The organism is Megasphaera hexanoica, assembly GCF_043520715.1.
Classification (GTDB): Bacteria; Bacillota; Negativicutes; order Veillonellales; family Megasphaeraceae; genus Megasphaera; species Megasphaera hexanoica.
The window spans coordinates 1,384,342-1,401,657 of sequence record NZ_CP171361.1; the positions used below are offsets into that span (position 1 = coordinate 1,384,342).

Here is a 17,316-nt window from a genome sequence, read left to right on the forward strand (position 1 = left end):
CCCCTGTCAGCCCGTGCGGAAAGCCGGACTGACAGGGGCATTTGTTTATGCTTGTTTTTTTAATTTATATATACTCATACCTTTCAATTTTTGCTATAATAAATAATTATAGAAAATATATCTGAAATAGCCTGTTAATGCGGTATTTATAGTGCCGTTTTCCTGTTCGTCAAAAATTCGTCAAAAATCATTTAGAGAAAATTGCGTCCACATCACGGGACGCTTTTTTTCTCATTTCTTCCGTGAAATCAATGTACGTGTTGATAATGGTAGTAACTGTATCGCCACAAAGAGCTGCCACCGTTTTCACGTCCACACCATTCGCTAAAAGGTTTGTTGCATAGGTATGCCGGAAGTCGTGTATGCTTGTGTTCGGGAGTGTTTTCTTTATCCAGTAATTTAATGGATATGATTCTGCTGTCCTAAATCCAAGAACGGATGTCGGAACCGTGTTAGGCTTCCAGTCACTCAATACACGTATCAATATTCCAGGCATCGGGATATCACGGTACGAATTGTTTGTTTTAAGTGCGCCTATGCGGTGTTGTACTTTACCGTCAATACGACACACTTTTAATTGCCTTTTCACGGATATAATGCCAGTTGAAAAGGATACATCATCCCATGACAACCCTGCCATTTCACCGAACCGCATTCCAGTATAATATGCCAGTTGAACGCATATCTTATAATTCTCATGTTTTGGGGAAACATCACTTGCCAACAGTCGCTCAAAATCTGCTTGTGAAACGGACTTGATACGGGAAGACTTGATGCGCTTTCTCCTGGGGACATTTGATACTGGATTATTCATCGTAAATCCATAGACGTTTATTGCATGAGAAAACACTGCATGAAGCAAAGCCAGTTGTTGGGAAATGGTATGGTCGGCATAGTGATTGTTTTTGGTTACAGCACGGCTGATATCAGCTGTTGTTATTTTAGCCAGCATCTTATTACCGAGATCATCAAAAAATATCGGGATACGATTAAATGAATATTTAGAAGAATCACTTAATAGCGGCTTATCTTTTGTGAAGATAGGTATAAACTCTTTGAGTGTTATGTGCGCCAAATCATTAGATGATGGGACGAAACTTTTCTTTAAATCCTCATACAGCCGTAGTCCGGCGGCTTTAGCTAATTGCTTCGTTTTTAGGCCCTGTTTTGACTTCTGACGCCATTTATCACCGTCCTTATAGGAAAGTATTACCTGCCATCCTTTATCTTTTTGCCGGTATGTGAAGTTGTGTGTGATATCGTACATGGAAACTCCTTTCCCGGCGGAACGACCGAAAAGAATATATGTTCTATAAATTGAGTGTGTTTCTCTTTTTTGAATATACTCAAAAGGTAACTTAAAGTTCCTTGATAATTTTGCAAACCTTTTGATAAATCGTTGACTTTTTTATAAAAAAGGTACTTAAAGTCATCCGTTTTGTCCTGCTACTAATAGAGACGGAAAATATTTTTTTTAAACCGTCAGATTATACAGCCGGCCAAGGCTAGTAAGTAGGAGGATGATATTATGAACAAAATGGTACAAGGATTGTTAGACAATGCACGGCTTTTCAGAGACAAAGGTGCTATGTACATTAACAAGGCAGAAATGAGTGATATCCATTCGCCACAGTTCGACCGCTATTTGCAACGGGCTGCATCTGCACTTAATGCGTCTACCACTTATTACGAAACAGCATATCGTGTAGCCGCCGATATGTATGGGGAAAATGAAGCTATTGAAATGCTTCTGGATGATATTGGAAACAACTGCAAGCTGATTGACCGGCTAGTTAATGACAATAGTATTGATGAATGATATACTATAAGTATGACCGGCTTGTGAAGGAATAAAGCTGGGTTCCCGGAATGGGAGTAGCCTTTTGCGAGTGCTGTCAGCTCTACGGGGCGCGGTGCGGGTTAGAATCCCCATGCTCCTGGGGCCGGCCAGATGACTTATGTTGTCCACAGGATAAGCCTGCATGGTATGTGCCGTGTAGGCTTATTTCTTATAGCCATTGACATATTTGATTAAAAATATGTCCTATACAATCCTTTATTATTTGTGGTACACTATAATCATGAGGAGACAATATCATAGTTAAAGCTTGCAGAATCACAGCTATCCATGTGGCAATGTTTACTTTACTGGCAGGTTTGTTCCGCTCATAAGCATCCCTTCCAGCAATCGTGACTTCAACCATTTGCCCGCAGTGAGTACGTTCAATCATACCTGTAGCGAGGAGATAACGATATTCAGCGGAGAACTCATGCAGATAGTTGCTTAATTTGATAAAAGGCGTGGGTCCTCTATCATAAAAGAACTGCAAAGCCTTCAACGTTTTCGAATCCATGATAAAATCCCTCCATCCTAAGCCTGTATGGTTCGATACGGGCTTATTTTTTTTTACGTTCTTAATCTAATGGAATGTTGGCTTCAATACCTACTACCGTACCGCTATCATTAACAAAAAATCCTAAATCGGCACTATCCTGGGAATATACAAAAAGATGTTTTTGTTCCTTGCGTCGAACACGTATTATATTCATTCCGTACTTATTAATTACATCGTGTATCGTTGAAACGCCAATTATAATCCCTCTAGGAGTTGTCACCCCCGGATTCCAAGAATTAATAACTACTACTTTGTTATTAATCAATACTACATGTCCTAATTTCCCGTTGTATCTTTGTGGCTTTTTAGTTTCCTTCACATACTTGATTTCTGGTAATTCTATTGAGGAGATTATTTTGCCGATGCACTTTTCTATGGCAGGCTTATAAAAAGCGTCGTTTACATGAACATCTCCAATAACCCAGTCGTTGCTTACAGTTGGCGTCGCCGGAATCATGAATTGATTTGTATTTGATATGCTTGCATTGGATTTGGTATCTTTTTTTAATCCTTTCCCCTTACACTGGTAATAAAAAAAGAAAGTAACGCATAATATAATGCCCAATTCCAAAACTAAGGTAGTCCAATCAATATAATGTTTGGCCGGAATACTAAAAATCATGCTATGTCCAGCGGATATATAATCTACAAATTTCCCGTTAACTATTTTTTTATAGTGAATTGGTGGGAATATAAGAGCAATGGCAGTTGCTAATATTCCTAATTGGATTATTTTTATTGGCTTCATGACGATCACTTCCTATTTGTTGATGAATGGAAAAGAATCGCTGATTTATAATTTTCCCCTGAGTTCAACCACCTTTCCCAGTATTTGGACAGGCAGTTCTTTAATTTCCTTAGTTACCAGCGTCTGGGAATACGGATTTTATACCATCTTTTTTCACTTTGTATGATGTGTAAATGCACGTTATGATTGTAAGGACAATGGTGGCATATCCTTGCAACTTTGGTACGTCACCAAAACCGTAACCACTAAGTAATGACAATGACATGTTAAAAATGGCCATTAGTGAAACAAGGACAGATAACATATAAATAACGGCGGTTTTATGTGATGGAGCTACTTTTATAGAAGCGAATAACCCCATACCAACAGCCAGTCCGCCTTCGACAATACAACTGCTGATCGCGTAAATTATTCCGGACGCACCTGCAAACGACAATAACAGAAACAAGCATATCCATCGCATGACAACATAGCTTATCACAAAGGCAGGGATGACAAGTATCCAACGAATGATGTTCATAGCATTACCACCTTTCAATACACCTACATAGTAATAAATGAGCTTCTTTATATGTCATTACGTCCCGATTCCTGGGGGCAGCTTGTAACAGCCGTTCGTCTATATCGTAGCTATAGGAGAGCAGATACAGTGCGAAAATGTTCGCTTCATACTCACTCCGGGCATTGCAGTAATTCACGGTATCGGCATGAAATGTCCCTGTAACGCCATGCAGGAGAGCGTGACCTAGCTCATGGGCAACGACAATCGGGATTTCCCGTTCATCCAGATTATCGTTAATTACGATCGTTTTTCTCCGTACCGGCCTTGTAAGGTATCCCCGTATCTTATCGGGCAATGGAGCATATACAACGGGTATCCGTAGCATAGAGGCGATTTGTAAAGGGCTGGCAGTTCCGGTCCTTCCGACAAGATTTTTAACACGTAGTTTGATATTTTTCCGAGCCATAGGCGACACCTTCTATTTAGTAGGAGAGTCGCCTTTTTTGCGTTTATTTGCCTGTTTAGCCGCGTAAAAGGCAACCTCAAGAGACTTCATAACCATGTCCCGTTCATCTTCTGTAAGGTTATAGGTATCGCCGTCAAATATGATTTCTGACTGCTGTAAGAATTTGTTAAGGTCTTTCGGCATTTTGCCTTCTGCGGCGTGATTGTCTTTAACGTTTCCCAGCAAATAATCTAGAGAAACATCAAAGAGGTTTGCTATTTTCTTCAATGTATCTGCGTCTGGGAACCGTTTATTTGATTCATATAGGGAGACTGTAGATTCGGCTACTCCTATTTTTTGACCAAATTCTTTTTGATTTAACCGCATATTTTTTCTGCATGATTTTAATTTTTCACCAAAACTCATAGCCTTAGCCTCCTTTGCAACAAGTAAATTATAGTTTGAGTATAACTTTGCTCTCCGTAAAGTTCAAGTAAAACAATAAAACTTTGCGAAATGTCAAAAATATTTACAAAAATACTTGACAATACGCAATGTTGGTGATATGCTATAGACAAATCTTGCGAAATGCAAAGTTAGGAGGTGACGCAAATGGAAAAAGAACAAACTTTGCAAGATTTACTAGAAGAAAGAGGGGTAAAACAGAGGGACTTATGTTCCCTTTTAAACCTTTCGGAATCTCAAGTAAGCTTATTAGTTGCAGGTAAGAGAAGAATGAGCCTAGAAATCGGCGTAAAAATAGCAAAAAAACTGCGAGTAAGTCCCAATACTATTTTTTTATCCCTAAACTTTGCAAAACGCAAAGATAATTGAAAGGCGGTGACAACGTGTTTGGAGTAAGACAAGAAAAAAGCCCTTGCGAAAGCAAAGGCTCAACGAATGTGAATATGGTGAAGTGGTTGTTCTCTAATCCGTACAAGTTTTCGGATACAGAGAACGGCAGACAGATTCAGAAATGGTTGTGGGTACTCATCCCACTGACGGTTATCAATATACTTTCTATCCCATTAAAACTGATATTGCGATAGAAACAACGGAAAGTAATACAGCTAGCTGGGCGTACAAAGTCGCTTTCTTGGCTTCACTAAGTGATTGTTCGGCTAAATCAGTTAGGTGTTTGTCCTTCTGAACAATATGAAGAAGTTCTTCACCTTCTTCTGTAAGCGTAAATACATCGCCCGGTTTAAAACCGTGCCGCCTTATATCGTCCGTAGCGGCGTTGCTGGATACCGTGAACAGCCTGGTATTTGAACTCAAACGCCCCATCAGCGAAAGAACATCGTCATCGGAAATACAAGGCATAGTTTGATGAAGCTTTGAATAAGGCAGTTTGTTTCCATCGAATAGCAAGATTAATTTTTTTACATCGTTTTGGGTCATAACACACGCCTCCTTATAAGGAGATTATACCAGAAAGGACAGCTGATATGGATTACACAGTACACAACGTCAACATCGACGTTGCCATTAACGGCAAACCAGAAAACGTAAAACGGGAAATACAAGAAATGGCTAAACTGGCGGATGAATTAAAAAAAGAGTACAGACTATGCTGCACTCTTAATTTAAAAACGACAATTAACGCTGACGAGTAGACGTAAAGGCGGTGACAACGTGGCAGACGAGTACCGAAAAGAAGTTCATGATGCGGCTGAAAATCTGACAGAACTATCAAAAGGCTTTTTTAACGCCCTTGACTTTGAGGCCTTTTTTAAAAATGTAGGCGGTAATGACTATAGAGAAATAGCCGCTATTGTATACAAACACTTTAGCGGCCATAGGTACATGGAAATTGATGACTTTGCCGATGCATTGAAAAGGTTCAACCACGAACGCATGAAAGAACGTGTTTGTGACTATGACAAAGAAAAATGGTCGTATGAAATTCACCTGCAAAAAATGATTGATATGCACGACATTATCGACTCTCATCTCAGAAAACTAAAGGAAGAATCCAAAGAATTTGAAAACGGCGATAACAACATTAACCAGGGCAATAACCGTAAGAACATATTGGACAAACTTAAGTCGTTTTTGGATTGAGTTGTTTGATTCTTGAATTTCAATCAACCGTTGTTCACGGAGCGACAATTCAACAATTTCACGGCCATAACGCGTGACGGTAATAACCCCGTCCTTGCTTGATTGGTTAACATAATGGTTTTCGCGAAGAAAGTCCAATGCGTCTCGATCGTTATTTTTAAGTTGGCAAATGACTGGGGCGTCGAAAATCCTTATTCCGTCGTGATTATAAAAGAACTCTAGCAATTTTAATGTCTTGTTATCCAAAAATATCACCTCATCGATATATTCCCTATACAACATTATATCAAACGAGAGGCGAGTTACCAATGAAGAACAACGTAAAAAAAGTCAGACAGCAGAAAGGAAAGTCGCTGTACTGGCTGGCAAATAGTACTGGGCTGGCATACCGCAACTTGTGGGATGTAGAGCACGGCGCAGACGTAAAACTTTCCACCTTGTACCGGATTGCAGAAGCACTCCAATGCAAGGTTACAGATTTGATTTGAAAGGAGCAGAAGCATGAACGAATTACAGATTTTTAAAAGCCAAGAATTTGGGCAGGTAAGAACAGTAACGATAGACGGTGAGCCGTGGTTGGTTGGCAAGGATATAGCAACAGCACTTGGATATACCAACACGCGCAAGGCTCTTAACGACCATGTTGACGACGAAGACAAGGGGGTAACGAAATGTGACACCCTTGGTGGAGCACAAGAAATGACAATCATCAATGAATCCGGCCTTTATAGCCTGGTGCTTTCCAGTAAACTTCCAACCGCCAAAAAGTTCAAGCACTGGATTACGAGTGAAGTCCTACCGGCAATCAGAAGAACAGGCGGATACATCGCTAACGCCGAAACAATGACGGATGCGGAAATCATGTCCAAGGCATTACTGATAGCTAAGAAGACAATAGAAAATCGAGAACAACGTATCCATTCATTAGAAGCGGAAACGGAACGCATGAAGCCGAAAGAAATATTTGCCGATGCGGTCAGTGCTTCCAACTCTTCTATTTTGATTGGTGACTTAGCGAAAATTCTGCACGGTAACGGTATCAAGATTGGCCGCGGACGCTTATTCGCATGGATGCGTGAACACGGATTCCTCATTAAGCAGAAAGGCACGAGTTACAACATGCCGACACAGAGAGCAATGGAATTAGGATTGTTCCGGGTCAAGGAAGGCTCTTATGTTGATGGTAAAGGGAACAACATCATTACAAAAACGACAAAGGTTACTGGAAAAGGTCAGCAGTATTTCATTAATAAATTCCTGGCTGGGGAGGCATGATCCATGAAAATGGCCTATAACACGGAAGAGCTACAGAAGCTCTTCCACTACTCCCGGCAGACAATCACCCGGATGGAGAAAGACGGCAGGCTTCACCGCCTGTACGGCCTTCCCGGCGTATGGTACCGGGCAAGTGATGTACGAGAGCTTTGCGAGTTTGAAGAGCCGGCTCACAGTGATGAGGAATGGGAAGCCGTAACGGACGAATTGTTGCGGCTAAAGGATGAAGTTTCAGAGTTACGGCGGCGACTGGAAAACGTACAAATAGCCGCATGCGGAGGTGAGAGCAAATGAAGCGTCAGGAAATAGTTATTCCCGACTGGGTGAACCGCAAGAATGAAATAGTTATTCCTAGTTGGGTAAACGCAAAAAAGCCGCTCCCGGAAGTGGAAGCGGCTGAAGAAAACGAGTTGTCAGAAGCTGTCTGGCTGGCGGCGTTCCTGATACTCGGGGCCATCATCATTGGCCTTATATAAGGGAAAAGCCGCTCAAGGAGGGCGGCATGGGTAAGACGTTCGGCGTCTTACATGTCTATTTTAGCAGAAAGGAACGAATTATGCAAACAACATATAGAGAGTTCGTTATTCAAGACGCCGTACATGCGGCTGACCTGATGGTCCAGCGCCTTCACTGGATGGCGGAAGTGAGCGACGAAACACCGCATAGAATAGATGATTACAAAGAAGCATTAGAAGACTTTGAACGGCTACAGGAAAAGGCCGTCAATCTTATAAAAGACGATTACGGTAAATGGGAGGCCGAAAATGCGTGAATTAGAAAACGGCATGGTAAGCGGAGCTTATACATGCGGAATTGACTACTACAATCTGGGGGCAGAATATCCCGACTATGACGACGAAGACGAAGATCAGGAGGAAGACGAAGATGGCGAGCTTATATGAAATCAATCAATCCATTTTGAATTGCGTAGAAGTTGAACCGGGAACGACGGTCAATATGGAAACCGGGGAAGTCATCGACCTTGAAAAACTTTCCCTGCTGAAAATGGAGCGAAGCGAAAAAATCCGCAACATTGCCTTGTGGATTAAAAACTTGAAGGCCGATGCAAAGGCTCTCAAGGAAGAAAAGGAAGGATTCTACAAGCGACAGAAGGCCGCAGAAAACAAGGCCGCACAGCTGGAAAGCTACCTTGCCAACGTTCTCGACGGTGAAAAAGTCAAGGAAACGGAATTTGCCATTGGCTGGCGCAAGAGCAAAGCCGTCACGATTACAGACGAAAAGAAACTGCCGGAAATCTTTCTGATTGCACAGCCACCTAAGGTTGACAAGACCGCAATCGGGAAGGCATTGAAAGACGGCGAAGACGTTCCGGGGGCTGAACTAATTGAAAACATGAATATTCAGATTAAGTGATGGTAGGAGGGAAAAAGCATGAAACACAGTGACGAATTAAAAAACATTGCAAAGGCACTGGCAAAATTCCAGGCAGATATCAAAGACCCGGCAAGAGATAAAGACAATCCATATTTTAAAAGCAAGTATGTAGCGCTGGACGGACTTCTTGATGCGGTACGTCCGGTGCTAGCGACAAATGGACTTTCTTTCATACAAAGCCCAGTATCAAACGGGCAGGATATGGGAGTAACAACACTCCTGATGCACGACAGCGGGGAATGGATTGAAAGTGATCCATTCGTGCTACATGCCGTAAAAAACGACCCACAAGCTGGTGGGTCCGCAATCACCTATGCAAGGCGTTATTCCCTGTCCGCTGTGCTGGGCGTGGCATGGGACGATGACGATGACGCTAATATAGCCACAAAAGGCCCTCGGGGCCGTTCTAACGCACGGGAAACGGCTTCTAAGGGTAATCACATTCAAAACGACGCAAAGTCCGAAAAAACGCCGCCACAGCAGGCCCAGCCGAAAAAAACGCCTACTACGGTTCATGACTACTACGAACTGACGATTGACTGGGCAAGGGAACATAAGGCAGTCGCCTTTATCGGTCCGCTGATTACAGAAAAGTTCAACAAGCATAAATTTGAAACATTGACGCTCCCGGAAGCAAAGGCTTTTTACGACAACATAGAAAGCCTTGTAAAAGAAGCACAGGCCAAAGATGACGAAATTCTTGAAAAGAGTATGGCATGAAGTGGAAATCTAAAAGCATCCAGGTGCTGAAAGGTATCGGGGGCATGATGCTCCTGATACCGGCACCAAAAGACGAAGAACTGAATTTAATCAGGCCGGATGTAGAGTACAGCATAGAGCTGAAACGTCCGGGAAGAAAGAGAAGCCTAAACGCTAATTCCTACTGTTGGCTGCTATGCCAGCGGATCGCGGAGAAACTCAGCCGTGACGGGCAGTACGTCAGCAAAGAGGAGATATACCGTGAAGCCATTCAGGATTCGCAAAGCTTCATGCCGGTATGTGTACAAACCAAAATAGCAGACAGCGTTATCCGTAAATGGCACCACAACGGGATAGGCTGGACGGCAATCAACGCCAGGGACAGCAAGATAAAAGGCTGTACCGTCCTGCATCTGTATGCCGGGTCCAGCTCCTACACCGTCGAGGAAATGAGCCGACTCATTGATTGTCTGGTGGACGAAGCTCACAACGTCGGTGCCAGTGTCGAGGATAGCGAATACATAGAAAAATTGCTGAATGACTGGGAGGATGAGAATAACGAACAAGCGGAAAAGAAGGGATGACGCACTACTAAAAAAGAACCGTCTGCCAGCTTATGAACGGGCAAACGGGATATGCGAATTATGTAAGTGCGCAAGAGGGACTGACGTCCACCACATAATTTTTCGTTCCCATTGCGGGACTAGCAACTTGAATAATTTGGCTCTGCTCTGCCCGGACTGTCATAGACGGGCACATAGCACAGAAGCCAGAACGGTACGAGAGAAATTGTTGGCAGAGAGGAGGTGTGATGATGGATAGCGGTTACATCAAACTATACAGGTCACTGCTGGAAGACCCGATATGGACAAATAGTACCGCTGAACAATGTGTAATATTGATACAGTTGTTGTTTTTTGTGACATGGAAGCCAAAGAAATGGGATGTTTTCGGGCGTCAGTTCACATTGAACCCAGGCCAAGGATTCGTTTCAATCCGTGATTTTTCAAAAATTTGTGGACATGGAGTTTCACGCCAAAAAGTACGCACGGCGTTCAAACGTTTTGAAAATTTGGGATTTTTAACCCAAGAACCAACCCAAAAGGGAACGCTAATAACCATAGTGAATTGGCGTAAATATCAGGGTTTGATTGATGATACTAACCCAGTAATTAACCCAACCCTAACCCAAGGCCAACCCAACCATAACCCAACCCTAACCCAAGGCAAACCCAACCATAACCCAACAATAAAAGAAGAAAGTAAGAAAGATAAGAAAGATAAGAATAGTAAGAATGATAAGAAGGATAAGAATAAAGATATCTTTCAGAAAATAATAAAAGAGTTTTCAGCAGGGAATGAACCACTAGAACAGGCTATCACGGACTGGATTGATATGAGGGCTTCACTAAAAAAGCCAGTCTCGACAGAAAGAGCGTTGAGACTAAACCTTGACAAGCTGTTCAAATTATCGGATGGTTTCCAGCCGGACATGTTGGATATTGTGAATCAGTCAATCATGAACTCGTGGCAAGGCTTCTTTGCATTGAAAAGCTCCAAACGCAGTACAGATGACAAGAAAGAAGCCATAGACGTTGTTAGACGATTGCAGGAGAAATATGAATCCGCTGAATGTAACGGAAAGTAGGAGATGGCATATGGAGAAATCAAAAGTGAACACGCTGAAAGCACTGGCACCACTGCAGTTGGCTTTCAGGAAGGATTTAGCAGAAGATCAATTCGATTTTTACGTACAAATGCTAGTTGATATCGACCCGGAATACATCGACAAGGCTGTCAAGAAATTAATATACACAAGCAAGTACCTGCCGAGCATTGCAGAAATCAGGGATACGGCACTGGATATCAGGAAGGCGGAAGCCGGTACCCAGGAACCGGACTCAGGAGCGGCATGGGGAGAGGTACAACGGCAGATACGGGCAACCGGGTATTGTGGGAAGCCGAAATTCACTTCACCGCTGATTGCTGAAGCAGTCGAACGCATGGGATGGAAAGATATATGCTGTACCCCGGTCGAAGATACCGGAATTTTACGGGCACAATTCCGCCGGGTGTATGAAGAACTGGTTGAAAGCCATAAGGACGAAGAAGTGAACGTCTTTATCGGGGTGTTGAAAACATCAAATCATAAACAAATCGAAAGTAATATTCAAATGCTTACAGACAAAATGGGAATGTAGAAAAGGAGATGTTGTCATGAACAAAGTAGAATTAATCGGAAATCTCACAAAGGAACCGGATGTACGTTCCACGAAGTCGGGGAAGGCAGTGGCGTCGTTTACAGTGGCCTGCAACAATGGCCGGAACCGGCAGACAGGCGAGGAATACGCACCGGATTATGTACCGTGTGAAGCATGGGAAAAGACAGCCGAACGCATGGGAGAAATGGGAAAAGGGGCATATGTCCTTGTAATGGGAAAAATCAAGACACGTTCCTGGGATGGTCAGGACGGAAAAAAGCAGTACAAAACATACATGGCTGTTGATATGGTCTACCCGATCGCGAAAATGAGCGGAGGAACGGACAACGGATTCAACCGGATGGGCCAGCCGGTACAGGAAGAAATCCCATTCTAAGGCGGTGACGCCATGAAGCACTGTTATTATTGCGGAAAGCCACTTACAGGGTTCTGCCACTACGTTGTACTGGCAGATGGAAAAGAAGTACCCGTGTGTGCCGATGACAGGGCTTGCAAACCGCACGGCATGAAAACGTATGGGCACAAACCTAAAACGTCTAAAAACGGCAAAATTCGCGCATTAGAAAGGAACAGAGATAAGTATGCAGGTACGGATTAAGAAATGGTTAGACAATTACGGAACGGAAGACGTGAAGTTACCACTCATCACAGAGGGAAACGCATGTTTCGATTTTTACGCACCGGAAAAAGTAGTCATCTATCCGGGAGAAACGGGAGTGTTAGTCGGTACGGGGGTAGCGTTTGAAATCCCAAAAGGGTATCACATGAAACTGTTCATGCGGTCGAGCTACGGAGCGCATCGGAAATTGAGACAATCCAATTGTGTAGGTATCATCGACAGCTCATACCGTGGCGAAGTCAAAGGGCTGTTCGATAATGTCGGCGATTTGCCGGAAATCATCGAGAAAGGCGAACGGTTTATGCAGGGACTCATAGAAAAGAACGTTGAAATCGAATTCAAGGAAGTGGATACGCTGACAGAAACACAGCGTGGAAGCGGAGGTTTTGGCAGTACAGGGAGATGATCGCATGAAATTCGGAAAGTATCAGCCGGAAGAAAGCCGTTCAGACTGGGGGAACGAACGATACATTTTCCAATTTGAGAACGGCTACGGGGCAAGCGTCATCAGGAACCACCTTTCATACGGAGGGCCGGAAGGATTCTATGAACTGGCAGTCCTGAAGGACGGGAAAATTAATTATAAGACGCCGATAACAAACGACGTGATTGGCTGGCTGGACCCGGACGAGGTAGAGGAGCTTCTGGACAAGATAAAGGCATTGCCGGGAGGAAAGGAATGAGAAGCCCGTCAGCGTTCAACGTTCTGAATGGTGCCAACTGGTGTGCCGTGGCCATTGCGATATGGCACCCGACGCCGGTAACGATAGAAGACAGTTTTGCACTATACGAGACGGGACAACGGCAACACGGGAAAGATTTAGACGGGCTTCCCTTCAATCGTGGCGCAGAGTGCCGGGCCATGCATGAAGCTGGCCTTACATGGAAGGAAATAGATGAAGCACTTTTTATAAAAAATTCAAACTCGTACATGTCTAAGTACAAAAGGAGGAAAAAGAAGAAACATGGATAATGTGAACCATCCCAGACATTACACAGCCGGGGGAATCGAAGTCATAGACTTCCTGAAAGCAAAACTCACACAGGCGGAATACAGGGGCTTCCTGAAAGGGAACGTAATCAAGTATCTCAGCCGGGCAGGACTGAAAGGGGCAGAAACCCAGGACTACGAAAAGGCATTATGGTACCTGAACCGGCTATGTAAAGACTGCACCATGGAATATCATTCGATGCAGATACCGGAGGGCGACGATGAAAAGTAAAAAGACCTATTACGAAGTAAGCGACGAGTACGGTCGTAAAAGGGTACTTACGAACAAATTACGCCGGGCGTTGGCATACATCACGTCATGCCAGTTCGACTATGGACTAATTGTCACGAGGTACACATGCGATGCAGCTACAGGAGAAATCAAGAGGAGGGAAATCATAGATGTATCAACTGAACTGGGGTGCAATACGGGCGGCACAGGCGGCACGGACGATGCACCGGCCGGACAATATCGGGGCCGTTGTGACACTGCTGATTTTCTATAAAAACCTGCACGATCATTTTCTGTATGGCAAGCCAAAAATGGACGGCATCATGAACTGGTTCGGCAAAATCCAAAATGGCAAATGGACGGGCCTTACGGAACAAATAATTGACAAAACCAATGACGCCAACGGCATGGACCCCAACATGTACCATGATTACATGCATAGGGTTGTTAAAATCGTCGAGAGAGACGATACCTATAAACGCATCCTGGGACGGCCGCCAGTACGTAAGAGTGAAGACAAGAAAAGATATCTAGAAGCGGCAGAAGTGACGTACAAACTCACGTCGTTCATTCTCTGCACGAAATACAAATTCGGCAAACGGAAACTGAATTTGTTACAGGCGTATGTCAAAAACGACATGTGGGCACTGATAGAGGGAAACTGCAAGCTGACAGAATTCTTCTGGATGCTACATACGGAATGCCGGCTAGAGTTCGGCGCGCTGGATGGCTGGATGAAGCGTTACGGAAAAATCTACGGAGAGGACGGAATGCCGATATGAAAAATGACCTTATGTATCACGTCCAGATGAGGAAACAGCAGGACATAGAGGACTTAAAAGCGGGAGTCAAACAGCTTAAAGAGGCAAACGAAGCAATCCGGATGAGGTTGGGCGTAAATGAAGAACACGGGTATAAATTGGAAGATAAATTAGCTGAACTGCAGTCCAATTTTGAAACATTCAAACGGCAGACAGTGAAGCGGCAAACAGAGTTGCAGAGAGGACTACAGTTCACACTGCTGGCCGTACTGATTGGCTACGTTTTAGGAGTTGGAACAATTTTACTTTAAAAATTGATGACAAGGGAGATGATTACACACGTGAAGTACCGTTTTGTGATACACGGACGGCCAATGACTAAGAAAAATTCGCTCCAGAAGACACGCTACGGGCTTATACAGGGTAAAGCATATAGAGAATATGCCAAAGACGCTATATGGCAGTTAAAAGAGCAAATAAGGCCCAAAAAGCCAATTGATTGCGCCGTCACGATGGCCGCAACGTATTACATGCCGAACCGCAAGGGCTGGCCCGACCTTTTCGGGCTGGTCCAGGCGACGGCGGATATCCTCGAAAGCGCGGGCATCATCGAAGACGACGGTTACATCGCAGGAATCGATGACTCGATGATAGCGGGGATTGACAAAGAAGACCCCTGCACAATCGTCAAAATAAGCGAAATAACGAACGTTAATTACCCGCTGTACAAGTTGCACCCGAAGTTAAATAAAAAGCTGTTAAACGGCGATTTTGAACGATTTAAGGACATCAGGGAGGAAACAAACAGTGAAAATCCAACCGATTGAGATGAAAGCCAGCACGGTACTATATTTATGTGCTGGTTGGTTAGGGCTGCTAGGTGTTTCACTACTAGTAACAGCGACATGCCTGACACACTACATGATCGTGATCACGATGGGCATAATCGGCATGATAATCCGCTGGATAACAAGGAAGTACGAGCAATTCGAAGAAGCCATCGAGCAGATGGTACACGCAACGAAAATAATTGTGACGGAAATCAGGAAGAAGGCAGAGGATGACGATGAAAAGCCATGAAATATATATAAAGCTGTTGAAACAGTATGCGGAAGCATATAGAGCGTGGACGGATACAGGGGAAAAGGAATACCTGCATCGCTACCGTGCAATCCGGGATACCGTACACGATGAACTCAGAATGGAATACAGTGAGTCCCGAACGAGAATACTGATGAACAGCGCCCTTATAGGCGATACTGGAAATTGGCACCATGTAGGCATGGATGACTTTAAGGCAATAGATGCAGTAAACTATCTGCACATTTACTGCCAGAGGAATCAGCCGACATGCGAAGGGTGTGCCATTGATGACTGGTGCATGAAGATGGGGCCATGGAGAAACCCGGCCTATGAAGACATAGAGGAGCCAGAAGAAGATGATTATCTGGAAGGAGTGACAGATAGTGATAACTGACATAGAAGCCAGGCAGGCGGCAATGACGATCATTAGGTATTGCGTCGAAAACACATGTGATACATGCGCTCTCAGCCATGCGTGCTACAAGCTGAGAGGCGAAGAAATGCCGCCGGATGAAATGTCAATAAATGATTTGCAACCGAAATTAGAATCGGTAACAAATTGTGTTGAATCAGACGTAGACCCGAGGTTACATGCGTCGTATGTAGACCATGACGGAAATGTCGTGTTTGTGGATTGAGGAGGCGGATGAGCGTGAATTACACCGAAGAAAGCAAAGAAAAATTAATGTCTTGTGCCAAAAGCATCAAAATATATTGTAATGACATGCTAAATGATACCGACGGCGGATGTCAAAACTGCATTTTTAACACGCCGCATAAATGCGCATTAATGGCCGGTGAACCGTCAGAAGAACGGTGCCCGGCCGGGTGGTTGGTCTAGGAGATGAGTAGCGTGAAAGTATCAGGAATGAGCGATGATGAACTGCGGACGCTGGCAAGCAAACGCTTTAAGAATGGCCGGATTACCAAGCAGGCCCTGGAAGCGCAGCGCGAATTGTGGGAACGCCACGGCCGACCGTTTTCGGCGGACCGTCGTGACCTTGGAGACGGAGATTATTTTGTTGATTTAGATTTTTACGACGGAAATACCCTCGATTAAACCGAGGGTATCCAGGAGGTGAAGACAGTGAATGAACGCGACATATATTTCGACGCCTCAGGGCATCCGCTTTTCCCGAAAGGCTTTGACTTTAAAAAGGCGGAACGTATCATGGATAACTTCATGACGTATCACCGTAACATGCATACGACATTTGCAGAGGTCGTTTCCTTTCTGATTCTGCGTGGCACAGGATACGACGGTGGAACGTCATCGAATCATCTGTGCTTTTTGCTGGGCGTATATGGCGGCGACCGTGCCACGCTCAAAAGGTGGAAAGAGAGGGTAAAGCCATGATACTTCAGCGGGAGTGGTTAGTCTAGGCGGAGGTGAATAGCATGACAGAAAGATACATTTTGCAATTTCCGCGAGGGATTGTGATTACGATTTTCCCGCATGATATGAGTGAATTCCATCAGTATAAGTTCTGGGACGACTTCAGGGCGCAGATTAAGAAGTCGTTCAGTGATTACACAAAGGAAACTAATCCAGAATACATCGTGGAAGACAAACTTTCGTTTATTAATTTAATCCGGGAACTGAATTTCAACGTATCGGGTAAACAAATTGTAAACGAACACATACGGGAAGAGTTCGACGATAAAAACGAGGTGTATCTAGAAGATATATCAGATACCAACTCAATTGAAGAAATGATTGACGAGGGATTATCCAGGTATAAAAAAGATTGGAACCGTTGGAGCGGGGATAAGCACGTTGATGAAATGGTATGCGCACTCGTTGCCGACGCGATAAAGACCGTCATGGAATACTCAGAGCTGGAAATAAAATCTGCAAAACATAGAGAGGAATAACAGGTGATT

Annotated in this window: 36 protein-coding genes; 29 read left to right on the forward strand and 7 right to left on the reverse strand. The window is 43.9% G+C overall.

The window, feature by feature from the left end:
• Nucleotides 1-187 precede the first annotated feature (187 nt).
• Complete coding sequence (locus ACGTIC_RS06745; RefSeq protein ID WP_113856168.1) at nucleotides 188-1,267, reverse strand: site-specific integrase; 1,080 nt, start codon at nucleotides 1,265-1,267, stop codon at nucleotides 188-190.
• A 261-nt stretch (nucleotides 1,268-1,528) separates the two neighbouring features.
• Here ACGTIC_RS06745 and ACGTIC_RS06750 point away from each other — a divergent pair, with 261 nt between their 5' ends.
• Entirely contained in the window at nucleotides 1,529-1,819 is a 291-nt protein-coding gene (locus tag ACGTIC_RS06750; RefSeq protein WP_113856167.1) for a hypothetical protein, read from the forward strand.
• A 190-nt stretch (nucleotides 1,820-2,009) separates the two neighbouring features.
• Here the strand turns inward: ACGTIC_RS06750 and ACGTIC_RS06755 are convergent, their stop codons facing one another.
• From ACGTIC_RS06755 to ACGTIC_RS06775, 5 genes are all read right to left on the reverse strand, one after another.
• The gene (locus ACGTIC_RS06755; protein ID WP_113856166.1) at nucleotides 2,010-2,354 is read right to left on the reverse strand and encodes a hypothetical protein; all 345 of its coding nucleotides are present in this window, start codon (nucleotides 2,352-2,354) and stop codon (nucleotides 2,010-2,012) included.
• A gap of 61 nt (nucleotides 2,355-2,415) precedes the next feature.
• Nucleotides 2,416-3,144 (reverse strand): hypothetical protein, encoded by a 729-nt coding sequence (locus ACGTIC_RS06760; protein ID WP_113856165.1) that lies wholly within the window; start codon nucleotides 3,142-3,144, stop codon nucleotides 2,416-2,418.
• 109 nt (nucleotides 3,145-3,253) lie between these two features.
• Complete coding sequence (locus tag ACGTIC_RS06765; protein ID WP_113856164.1) at nucleotides 3,254-3,664, reverse strand: hypothetical protein; 411 nt, start codon at nucleotides 3,662-3,664, stop codon at nucleotides 3,254-3,256.
• A 4-nt stretch (nucleotides 3,665-3,668) separates the two neighbouring features.
• The gene (locus ACGTIC_RS06770; protein ID WP_113856163.1) at nucleotides 3,669-4,112 is read right to left on the reverse strand and encodes an ImmA/IrrE family metallo-endopeptidase; all 444 of its coding nucleotides are present in this window, start codon (nucleotides 4,110-4,112) and stop codon (nucleotides 3,669-3,671) included.
• Between the two features lie 12 nt (nucleotides 4,113-4,124).
• On the reverse strand, nucleotides 4,125-4,517 hold the full coding sequence (locus ACGTIC_RS06775) for a helix-turn-helix domain-containing protein (protein WP_113856162.1): 393 nt from the start codon (nucleotides 4,515-4,517) through the stop codon (nucleotides 4,125-4,127).
• Between the two features lie 186 nt (nucleotides 4,518-4,703).
• Between ACGTIC_RS06775 and ACGTIC_RS06780 the strand changes: the two genes are divergently transcribed.
• Nucleotides 4,704-4,925, forward strand: a complete 222-nt coding sequence (locus tag ACGTIC_RS06780; protein ID WP_113856161.1) for a helix-turn-helix transcriptional regulator — start codon at nucleotides 4,704-4,706, stop codon at nucleotides 4,923-4,925.
• Between the two features lie 186 nt (nucleotides 4,926-5,111).
• Here ACGTIC_RS06780 and ACGTIC_RS06785 read toward each other — a convergent pair whose 3' ends face one another.
• Nucleotides 5,112-5,492, reverse strand: coding sequence for a hypothetical protein (locus tag ACGTIC_RS06785; RefSeq protein ID WP_113856160.1), 381 nt, complete (start codon nucleotides 5,490-5,492; stop codon nucleotides 5,112-5,114).
• Between the two features lie 47 nt (nucleotides 5,493-5,539).
• Here ACGTIC_RS06785 and ACGTIC_RS06790 point away from each other — a divergent pair, with 47 nt between their 5' ends.
• From ACGTIC_RS06790 to ACGTIC_RS06920, 27 genes are all read left to right on the forward strand, one after another.
• Entirely contained in the window at nucleotides 5,540-5,707 is a 168-nt protein-coding gene (locus tag ACGTIC_RS06790; protein WP_162816276.1) for a hypothetical protein, read from the forward strand.
• Between the two features lie 19 nt (nucleotides 5,708-5,726).
• Complete coding sequence (locus ACGTIC_RS06795) at nucleotides 5,727-6,155, forward strand: hypothetical protein (RefSeq protein WP_113856159.1); 429 nt, start codon at nucleotides 5,727-5,729, stop codon at nucleotides 6,153-6,155.
• A gap of 308 nt (nucleotides 6,156-6,463) precedes the next feature.
• A complete protein-coding gene (locus ACGTIC_RS06800; protein ID WP_162816275.1) occupies nucleotides 6,464-6,643 on the forward strand; it encodes a helix-turn-helix transcriptional regulator in 180 nt (59 codons plus the stop codon).
• A 13-nt stretch (nucleotides 6,644-6,656) separates the two neighbouring features.
• Complete coding sequence (locus ACGTIC_RS06805; protein WP_113856157.1) at nucleotides 6,657-7,430, forward strand: phage antirepressor; 774 nt, start codon at nucleotides 6,657-6,659, stop codon at nucleotides 7,428-7,430.
• A 3-nt stretch (nucleotides 7,431-7,433) separates the two neighbouring features.
• Nucleotides 7,434-7,724 (forward strand): hypothetical protein, encoded by a 291-nt coding sequence (locus ACGTIC_RS06810; RefSeq protein WP_113856156.1) that lies wholly within the window; start codon nucleotides 7,434-7,436, stop codon nucleotides 7,722-7,724.
• A complete protein-coding gene (locus tag ACGTIC_RS06815; protein WP_113856155.1) occupies nucleotides 7,721-7,906 on the forward strand; it encodes a hypothetical protein in 186 nt (61 codons plus the stop codon). The genes ACGTIC_RS06810 and ACGTIC_RS06815 overlap by 4 nt, the downstream gene beginning before the upstream one ends.
• A gap of 26 nt (nucleotides 7,907-7,932) precedes the next feature.
• Nucleotides 7,933-8,202, forward strand: coding sequence for a hypothetical protein (locus ACGTIC_RS06820; protein WP_113856154.1), 270 nt, complete (start codon nucleotides 7,933-7,935; stop codon nucleotides 8,200-8,202).
• Nucleotides 8,195-8,332, forward strand: a complete 138-nt coding sequence (locus ACGTIC_RS06825; RefSeq protein WP_162816274.1) for a hypothetical protein — start codon at nucleotides 8,195-8,197, stop codon at nucleotides 8,330-8,332. Before ACGTIC_RS06820 ends, ACGTIC_RS06825 begins: the two co-directional genes overlap by 8 nt.
• Complete coding sequence (locus ACGTIC_RS06830) at nucleotides 8,316-8,804, forward strand: siphovirus Gp157 family protein (RefSeq protein ID WP_113856153.1); 489 nt, start codon at nucleotides 8,316-8,318, stop codon at nucleotides 8,802-8,804. Before ACGTIC_RS06825 ends, ACGTIC_RS06830 begins: the two co-directional genes overlap by 17 nt.
• An 18-nt stretch (nucleotides 8,805-8,822) precedes the next feature.
• Nucleotides 8,823-9,545 (forward strand): ERF family protein, encoded by a 723-nt coding sequence (locus ACGTIC_RS06835; RefSeq protein WP_113856152.1) that lies wholly within the window; start codon nucleotides 8,823-8,825, stop codon nucleotides 9,543-9,545.
• On the forward strand, nucleotides 9,542-10,108 hold the full coding sequence (locus ACGTIC_RS06840; protein ID WP_113856151.1) for a hypothetical protein: 567 nt from the start codon (nucleotides 9,542-9,544) through the stop codon (nucleotides 10,106-10,108). Before ACGTIC_RS06835 ends, ACGTIC_RS06840 begins: the two co-directional genes overlap by 4 nt.
• On the forward strand, nucleotides 10,074-10,346 hold the full coding sequence (locus ACGTIC_RS06845; protein ID WP_162816273.1) for an HNH endonuclease signature motif containing protein: 273 nt from the start codon (nucleotides 10,074-10,076) through the stop codon (nucleotides 10,344-10,346). The genes ACGTIC_RS06840 and ACGTIC_RS06845 overlap by 35 nt, the downstream gene beginning before the upstream one ends.
• Nucleotides 10,339-11,172 (forward strand): hypothetical protein, encoded by an 834-nt coding sequence (locus ACGTIC_RS06850; RefSeq protein ID WP_113856149.1) that lies wholly within the window; start codon nucleotides 10,339-10,341, stop codon nucleotides 11,170-11,172. The genes ACGTIC_RS06845 and ACGTIC_RS06850 overlap by 8 nt, the downstream gene beginning before the upstream one ends.
• Before the next feature lie 10 nt (nucleotides 11,173-11,182).
• Nucleotides 11,183-11,725, forward strand: a complete 543-nt coding sequence (locus ACGTIC_RS06855; protein WP_113856148.1) for a replicative helicase loader/inhibitor — start codon at nucleotides 11,183-11,185, stop codon at nucleotides 11,723-11,725.
• Nucleotides 11,726-11,741: 16 nt separating this feature from the next.
• Nucleotides 11,742-12,122, forward strand: a complete 381-nt coding sequence (locus ACGTIC_RS06860; protein ID WP_113856147.1) for a single-stranded DNA-binding protein — start codon at nucleotides 11,742-11,744, stop codon at nucleotides 12,120-12,122.
• A 205-nt stretch (nucleotides 12,123-12,327) separates the two neighbouring features.
• Nucleotides 12,328-12,771, forward strand: a complete 444-nt coding sequence (gene dut, locus ACGTIC_RS06865) for a dUTP diphosphatase (RefSeq protein ID WP_113856145.1) — start codon at nucleotides 12,328-12,330, stop codon at nucleotides 12,769-12,771.
• A 4-nt stretch (nucleotides 12,772-12,775) separates the two neighbouring features.
• Entirely contained in the window at nucleotides 12,776-13,048 is a 273-nt protein-coding gene (locus ACGTIC_RS06870) for a hypothetical protein (protein ID WP_113856144.1), read from the forward strand.
• Nucleotides 13,045-13,338 carry a hypothetical protein gene (locus tag ACGTIC_RS06875; protein WP_113856143.1) on the forward strand — a complete coding sequence of 98 codons (294 nt, stop codon included), beginning with the start codon at nucleotides 13,045-13,047 and terminating at the stop codon, nucleotides 13,336-13,338. The genes ACGTIC_RS06870 and ACGTIC_RS06875 overlap by 4 nt, the downstream gene beginning before the upstream one ends.
• Nucleotides 13,331-13,588: a DUF3310 domain-containing protein gene (locus ACGTIC_RS06880; RefSeq protein WP_113856142.1), complete on the forward strand. Its 258-nt coding sequence runs from the start codon at nucleotides 13,331-13,333 to the stop codon at nucleotides 13,586-13,588. Before ACGTIC_RS06875 ends, ACGTIC_RS06880 begins: the two co-directional genes overlap by 8 nt.
• Nucleotides 13,589-13,758: 170 nt before the next feature.
• Nucleotides 13,759-14,370, forward strand: a complete 612-nt coding sequence (locus tag ACGTIC_RS06885; protein ID WP_113856141.1) for a hypothetical protein — start codon at nucleotides 13,759-13,761, stop codon at nucleotides 14,368-14,370.
• Entirely contained in the window at nucleotides 14,367-14,660 is a 294-nt protein-coding gene (locus tag ACGTIC_RS06890; protein ID WP_113856140.1) for a hypothetical protein, read from the forward strand. Before ACGTIC_RS06885 ends, ACGTIC_RS06890 begins: the two co-directional genes overlap by 4 nt.
• A 63-nt stretch (nucleotides 14,661-14,723) precedes the next feature.
• Nucleotides 14,724-15,176, forward strand: a complete 453-nt coding sequence (locus ACGTIC_RS06895) for a RusA family crossover junction endodeoxyribonuclease (protein WP_257536534.1) — start codon at nucleotides 14,724-14,726, stop codon at nucleotides 15,174-15,176.
• The gene (locus ACGTIC_RS06900; protein WP_113856139.1) at nucleotides 15,157-15,429 is read left to right on the forward strand and encodes a hypothetical protein; all 273 of its coding nucleotides are present in this window, start codon (nucleotides 15,157-15,159) and stop codon (nucleotides 15,427-15,429) included. The genes ACGTIC_RS06895 and ACGTIC_RS06900 overlap by 20 nt, the downstream gene beginning before the upstream one ends.
• Nucleotides 15,410-15,826, forward strand: a complete 417-nt coding sequence (locus ACGTIC_RS06905) for a hypothetical protein (RefSeq protein ID WP_113856138.1) — start codon at nucleotides 15,410-15,412, stop codon at nucleotides 15,824-15,826. Before ACGTIC_RS06900 ends, ACGTIC_RS06905 begins: the two co-directional genes overlap by 20 nt.
• 450 nt (nucleotides 15,827-16,276) lie before the next feature.
• Entirely contained in the window at nucleotides 16,277-16,492 is a 216-nt protein-coding gene (locus ACGTIC_RS06910) for a hypothetical protein (protein ID WP_162816272.1), read from the forward strand.
• 27 nt (nucleotides 16,493-16,519) lie between these two features.
• On the forward strand, nucleotides 16,520-16,789 hold the full coding sequence (locus ACGTIC_RS06915; protein ID WP_113856134.1) for a hypothetical protein: 270 nt from the start codon (nucleotides 16,520-16,522) through the stop codon (nucleotides 16,787-16,789).
• A gap of 41 nt (nucleotides 16,790-16,830) precedes the next feature.
• Complete coding sequence (locus ACGTIC_RS06920; RefSeq protein WP_257536533.1) at nucleotides 16,831-17,307, forward strand: hypothetical protein; 477 nt, start codon at nucleotides 16,831-16,833, stop codon at nucleotides 17,305-17,307.
• The last annotated feature ends 9 nt before the right edge of the window (nucleotides 17,308-17,316 follow it).

Coding starts and splice junctions, on each gene's coding strand:
- ACGTIC_RS06910 (WP_162816272.1), top strand. CDS start 16,277: ATGAGTAGCGTGAAAGTATCAGGAATGAGCGATGATGAACTGCGGACG.
- ACGTIC_RS06780 (WP_113856161.1), top strand. CDS start 4,704: ATGGAAAAAGAACAAACTTTGCAAGATTTACTAGAAGAAAGAGGGGTA.
- ACGTIC_RS06800 (WP_162816275.1), top strand. CDS start 6,464: ATGAAGAACAACGTAAAAAAAGTCAGACAGCAGAAAGGAAAGTCGCTG.
- ACGTIC_RS06905 (WP_113856138.1), top strand. CDS start 15,410: ATGACGATGAAAAGCCATGAAATATATATAAAGCTGTTGAAACAGTAT.
- ACGTIC_RS06810 (WP_113856156.1), top strand. CDS start 7,434: ATGAAAATGGCCTATAACACGGAAGAGCTACAGAAGCTCTTCCACTAC.
- ACGTIC_RS06815 (WP_113856155.1), top strand. CDS start 7,721: ATGAAGCGTCAGGAAATAGTTATTCCCGACTGGGTGAACCGCAAGAAT.
- ACGTIC_RS06860 (WP_113856147.1), top strand. CDS start 11,742: ATGAACAAAGTAGAATTAATCGGAAATCTCACAAAGGAACCGGATGTA.
- ACGTIC_RS06875 (WP_113856143.1), top strand. CDS start 13,045: ATGAGAAGCCCGTCAGCGTTCAACGTTCTGAATGGTGCCAACTGGTGT.
- dut (WP_113856145.1), top strand. CDS start 12,328: ATGCAGGTACGGATTAAGAAATGGTTAGACAATTACGGAACGGAAGAC.
- ACGTIC_RS06855 (WP_113856148.1), top strand. CDS start 11,183: ATGGAGAAATCAAAAGTGAACACGCTGAAAGCACTGGCACCACTGCAG.
- ACGTIC_RS06870 (WP_113856144.1), top strand. CDS start 12,776: ATGAAATTCGGAAAGTATCAGCCGGAAGAAAGCCGTTCAGACTGGGGG.
- ACGTIC_RS06765 (WP_113856164.1), bottom strand. CDS start 3,664: ATGAACATCATTCGTTGGATACTTGTCATCCCTGCCTTTGTGATAAGC.
- ACGTIC_RS06850 (WP_113856149.1), top strand. CDS start 10,339: ATGGATAGCGGTTACATCAAACTATACAGGTCACTGCTGGAAGACCCG.
- ACGTIC_RS06845 (WP_162816273.1), top strand. CDS start 10,074: ATGAGAATAACGAACAAGCGGAAAAGAAGGGATGACGCACTACTAAAA.
- ACGTIC_RS06895 (WP_257536534.1), top strand. CDS start 14,724: ATGACTAAGAAAAATTCGCTCCAGAAGACACGCTACGGGCTTATACAG.
- ACGTIC_RS06890 (WP_113856140.1), top strand. CDS start 14,367: ATGAAAAATGACCTTATGTATCACGTCCAGATGAGGAAACAGCAGGAC.
- ACGTIC_RS06755 (WP_113856166.1), bottom strand. CDS start 2,354: ATGGATTCGAAAACGTTGAAGGCTTTGCAGTTCTTTTATGATAGAGGA.
- ACGTIC_RS06880 (WP_113856142.1), top strand. CDS start 13,331: ATGGATAATGTGAACCATCCCAGACATTACACAGCCGGGGGAATCGAA.
- ACGTIC_RS06840 (WP_113856151.1), top strand. CDS start 9,542: ATGAAGTGGAAATCTAAAAGCATCCAGGTGCTGAAAGGTATCGGGGGC.
- ACGTIC_RS06745 (WP_113856168.1), bottom strand. CDS start 1,267: ATGTACGATATCACACACAACTTCACATACCGGCAAAAAGATAAAGGA.
- ACGTIC_RS06790 (WP_162816276.1), top strand. CDS start 5,540: ATGGATTACACAGTACACAACGTCAACATCGACGTTGCCATTAACGGC.
- ACGTIC_RS06820 (WP_113856154.1), top strand. CDS start 7,933: ATGGGTAAGACGTTCGGCGTCTTACATGTCTATTTTAGCAGAAAGGAA.
- ACGTIC_RS06750 (WP_113856167.1), top strand. CDS start 1,529: ATGAACAAAATGGTACAAGGATTGTTAGACAATGCACGGCTTTTCAGA.
- ACGTIC_RS06770 (WP_113856163.1), bottom strand. CDS start 4,112: ATGGCTCGGAAAAATATCAAACTACGTGTTAAAAATCTTGTCGGAAGG.
- ACGTIC_RS06885 (WP_113856141.1), top strand. CDS start 13,759: ATGTATCAACTGAACTGGGGTGCAATACGGGCGGCACAGGCGGCACGG.
- ACGTIC_RS06830 (WP_113856153.1), top strand. CDS start 8,316: ATGGCGAGCTTATATGAAATCAATCAATCCATTTTGAATTGCGTAGAA.
- ACGTIC_RS06785 (WP_113856160.1), bottom strand. CDS start 5,492: ATGACCCAAAACGATGTAAAAAAATTAATCTTGCTATTCGATGGAAAC.
- ACGTIC_RS06920 (WP_257536533.1), top strand. CDS start 16,831: ATGACAGAAAGATACATTTTGCAATTTCCGCGAGGGATTGTGATTACG.
- ACGTIC_RS06825 (WP_162816274.1), top strand. CDS start 8,195: ATGCGTGAATTAGAAAACGGCATGGTAAGCGGAGCTTATACATGCGGA.
- ACGTIC_RS06775 (WP_113856162.1), bottom strand. CDS start 4,517: ATGAGTTTTGGTGAAAAATTAAAATCATGCAGAAAAAATATGCGGTTA.
- ACGTIC_RS06805 (WP_113856157.1), top strand. CDS start 6,657: ATGAACGAATTACAGATTTTTAAAAGCCAAGAATTTGGGCAGGTAAGA.
- ACGTIC_RS06760 (WP_113856165.1), bottom strand. CDS start 3,144: ATGAAGCCAATAAAAATAATCCAATTAGGAATATTAGCAACTGCCATT.
- ACGTIC_RS06835 (WP_113856152.1), top strand. CDS start 8,823: ATGAAACACAGTGACGAATTAAAAAACATTGCAAAGGCACTGGCAAAA.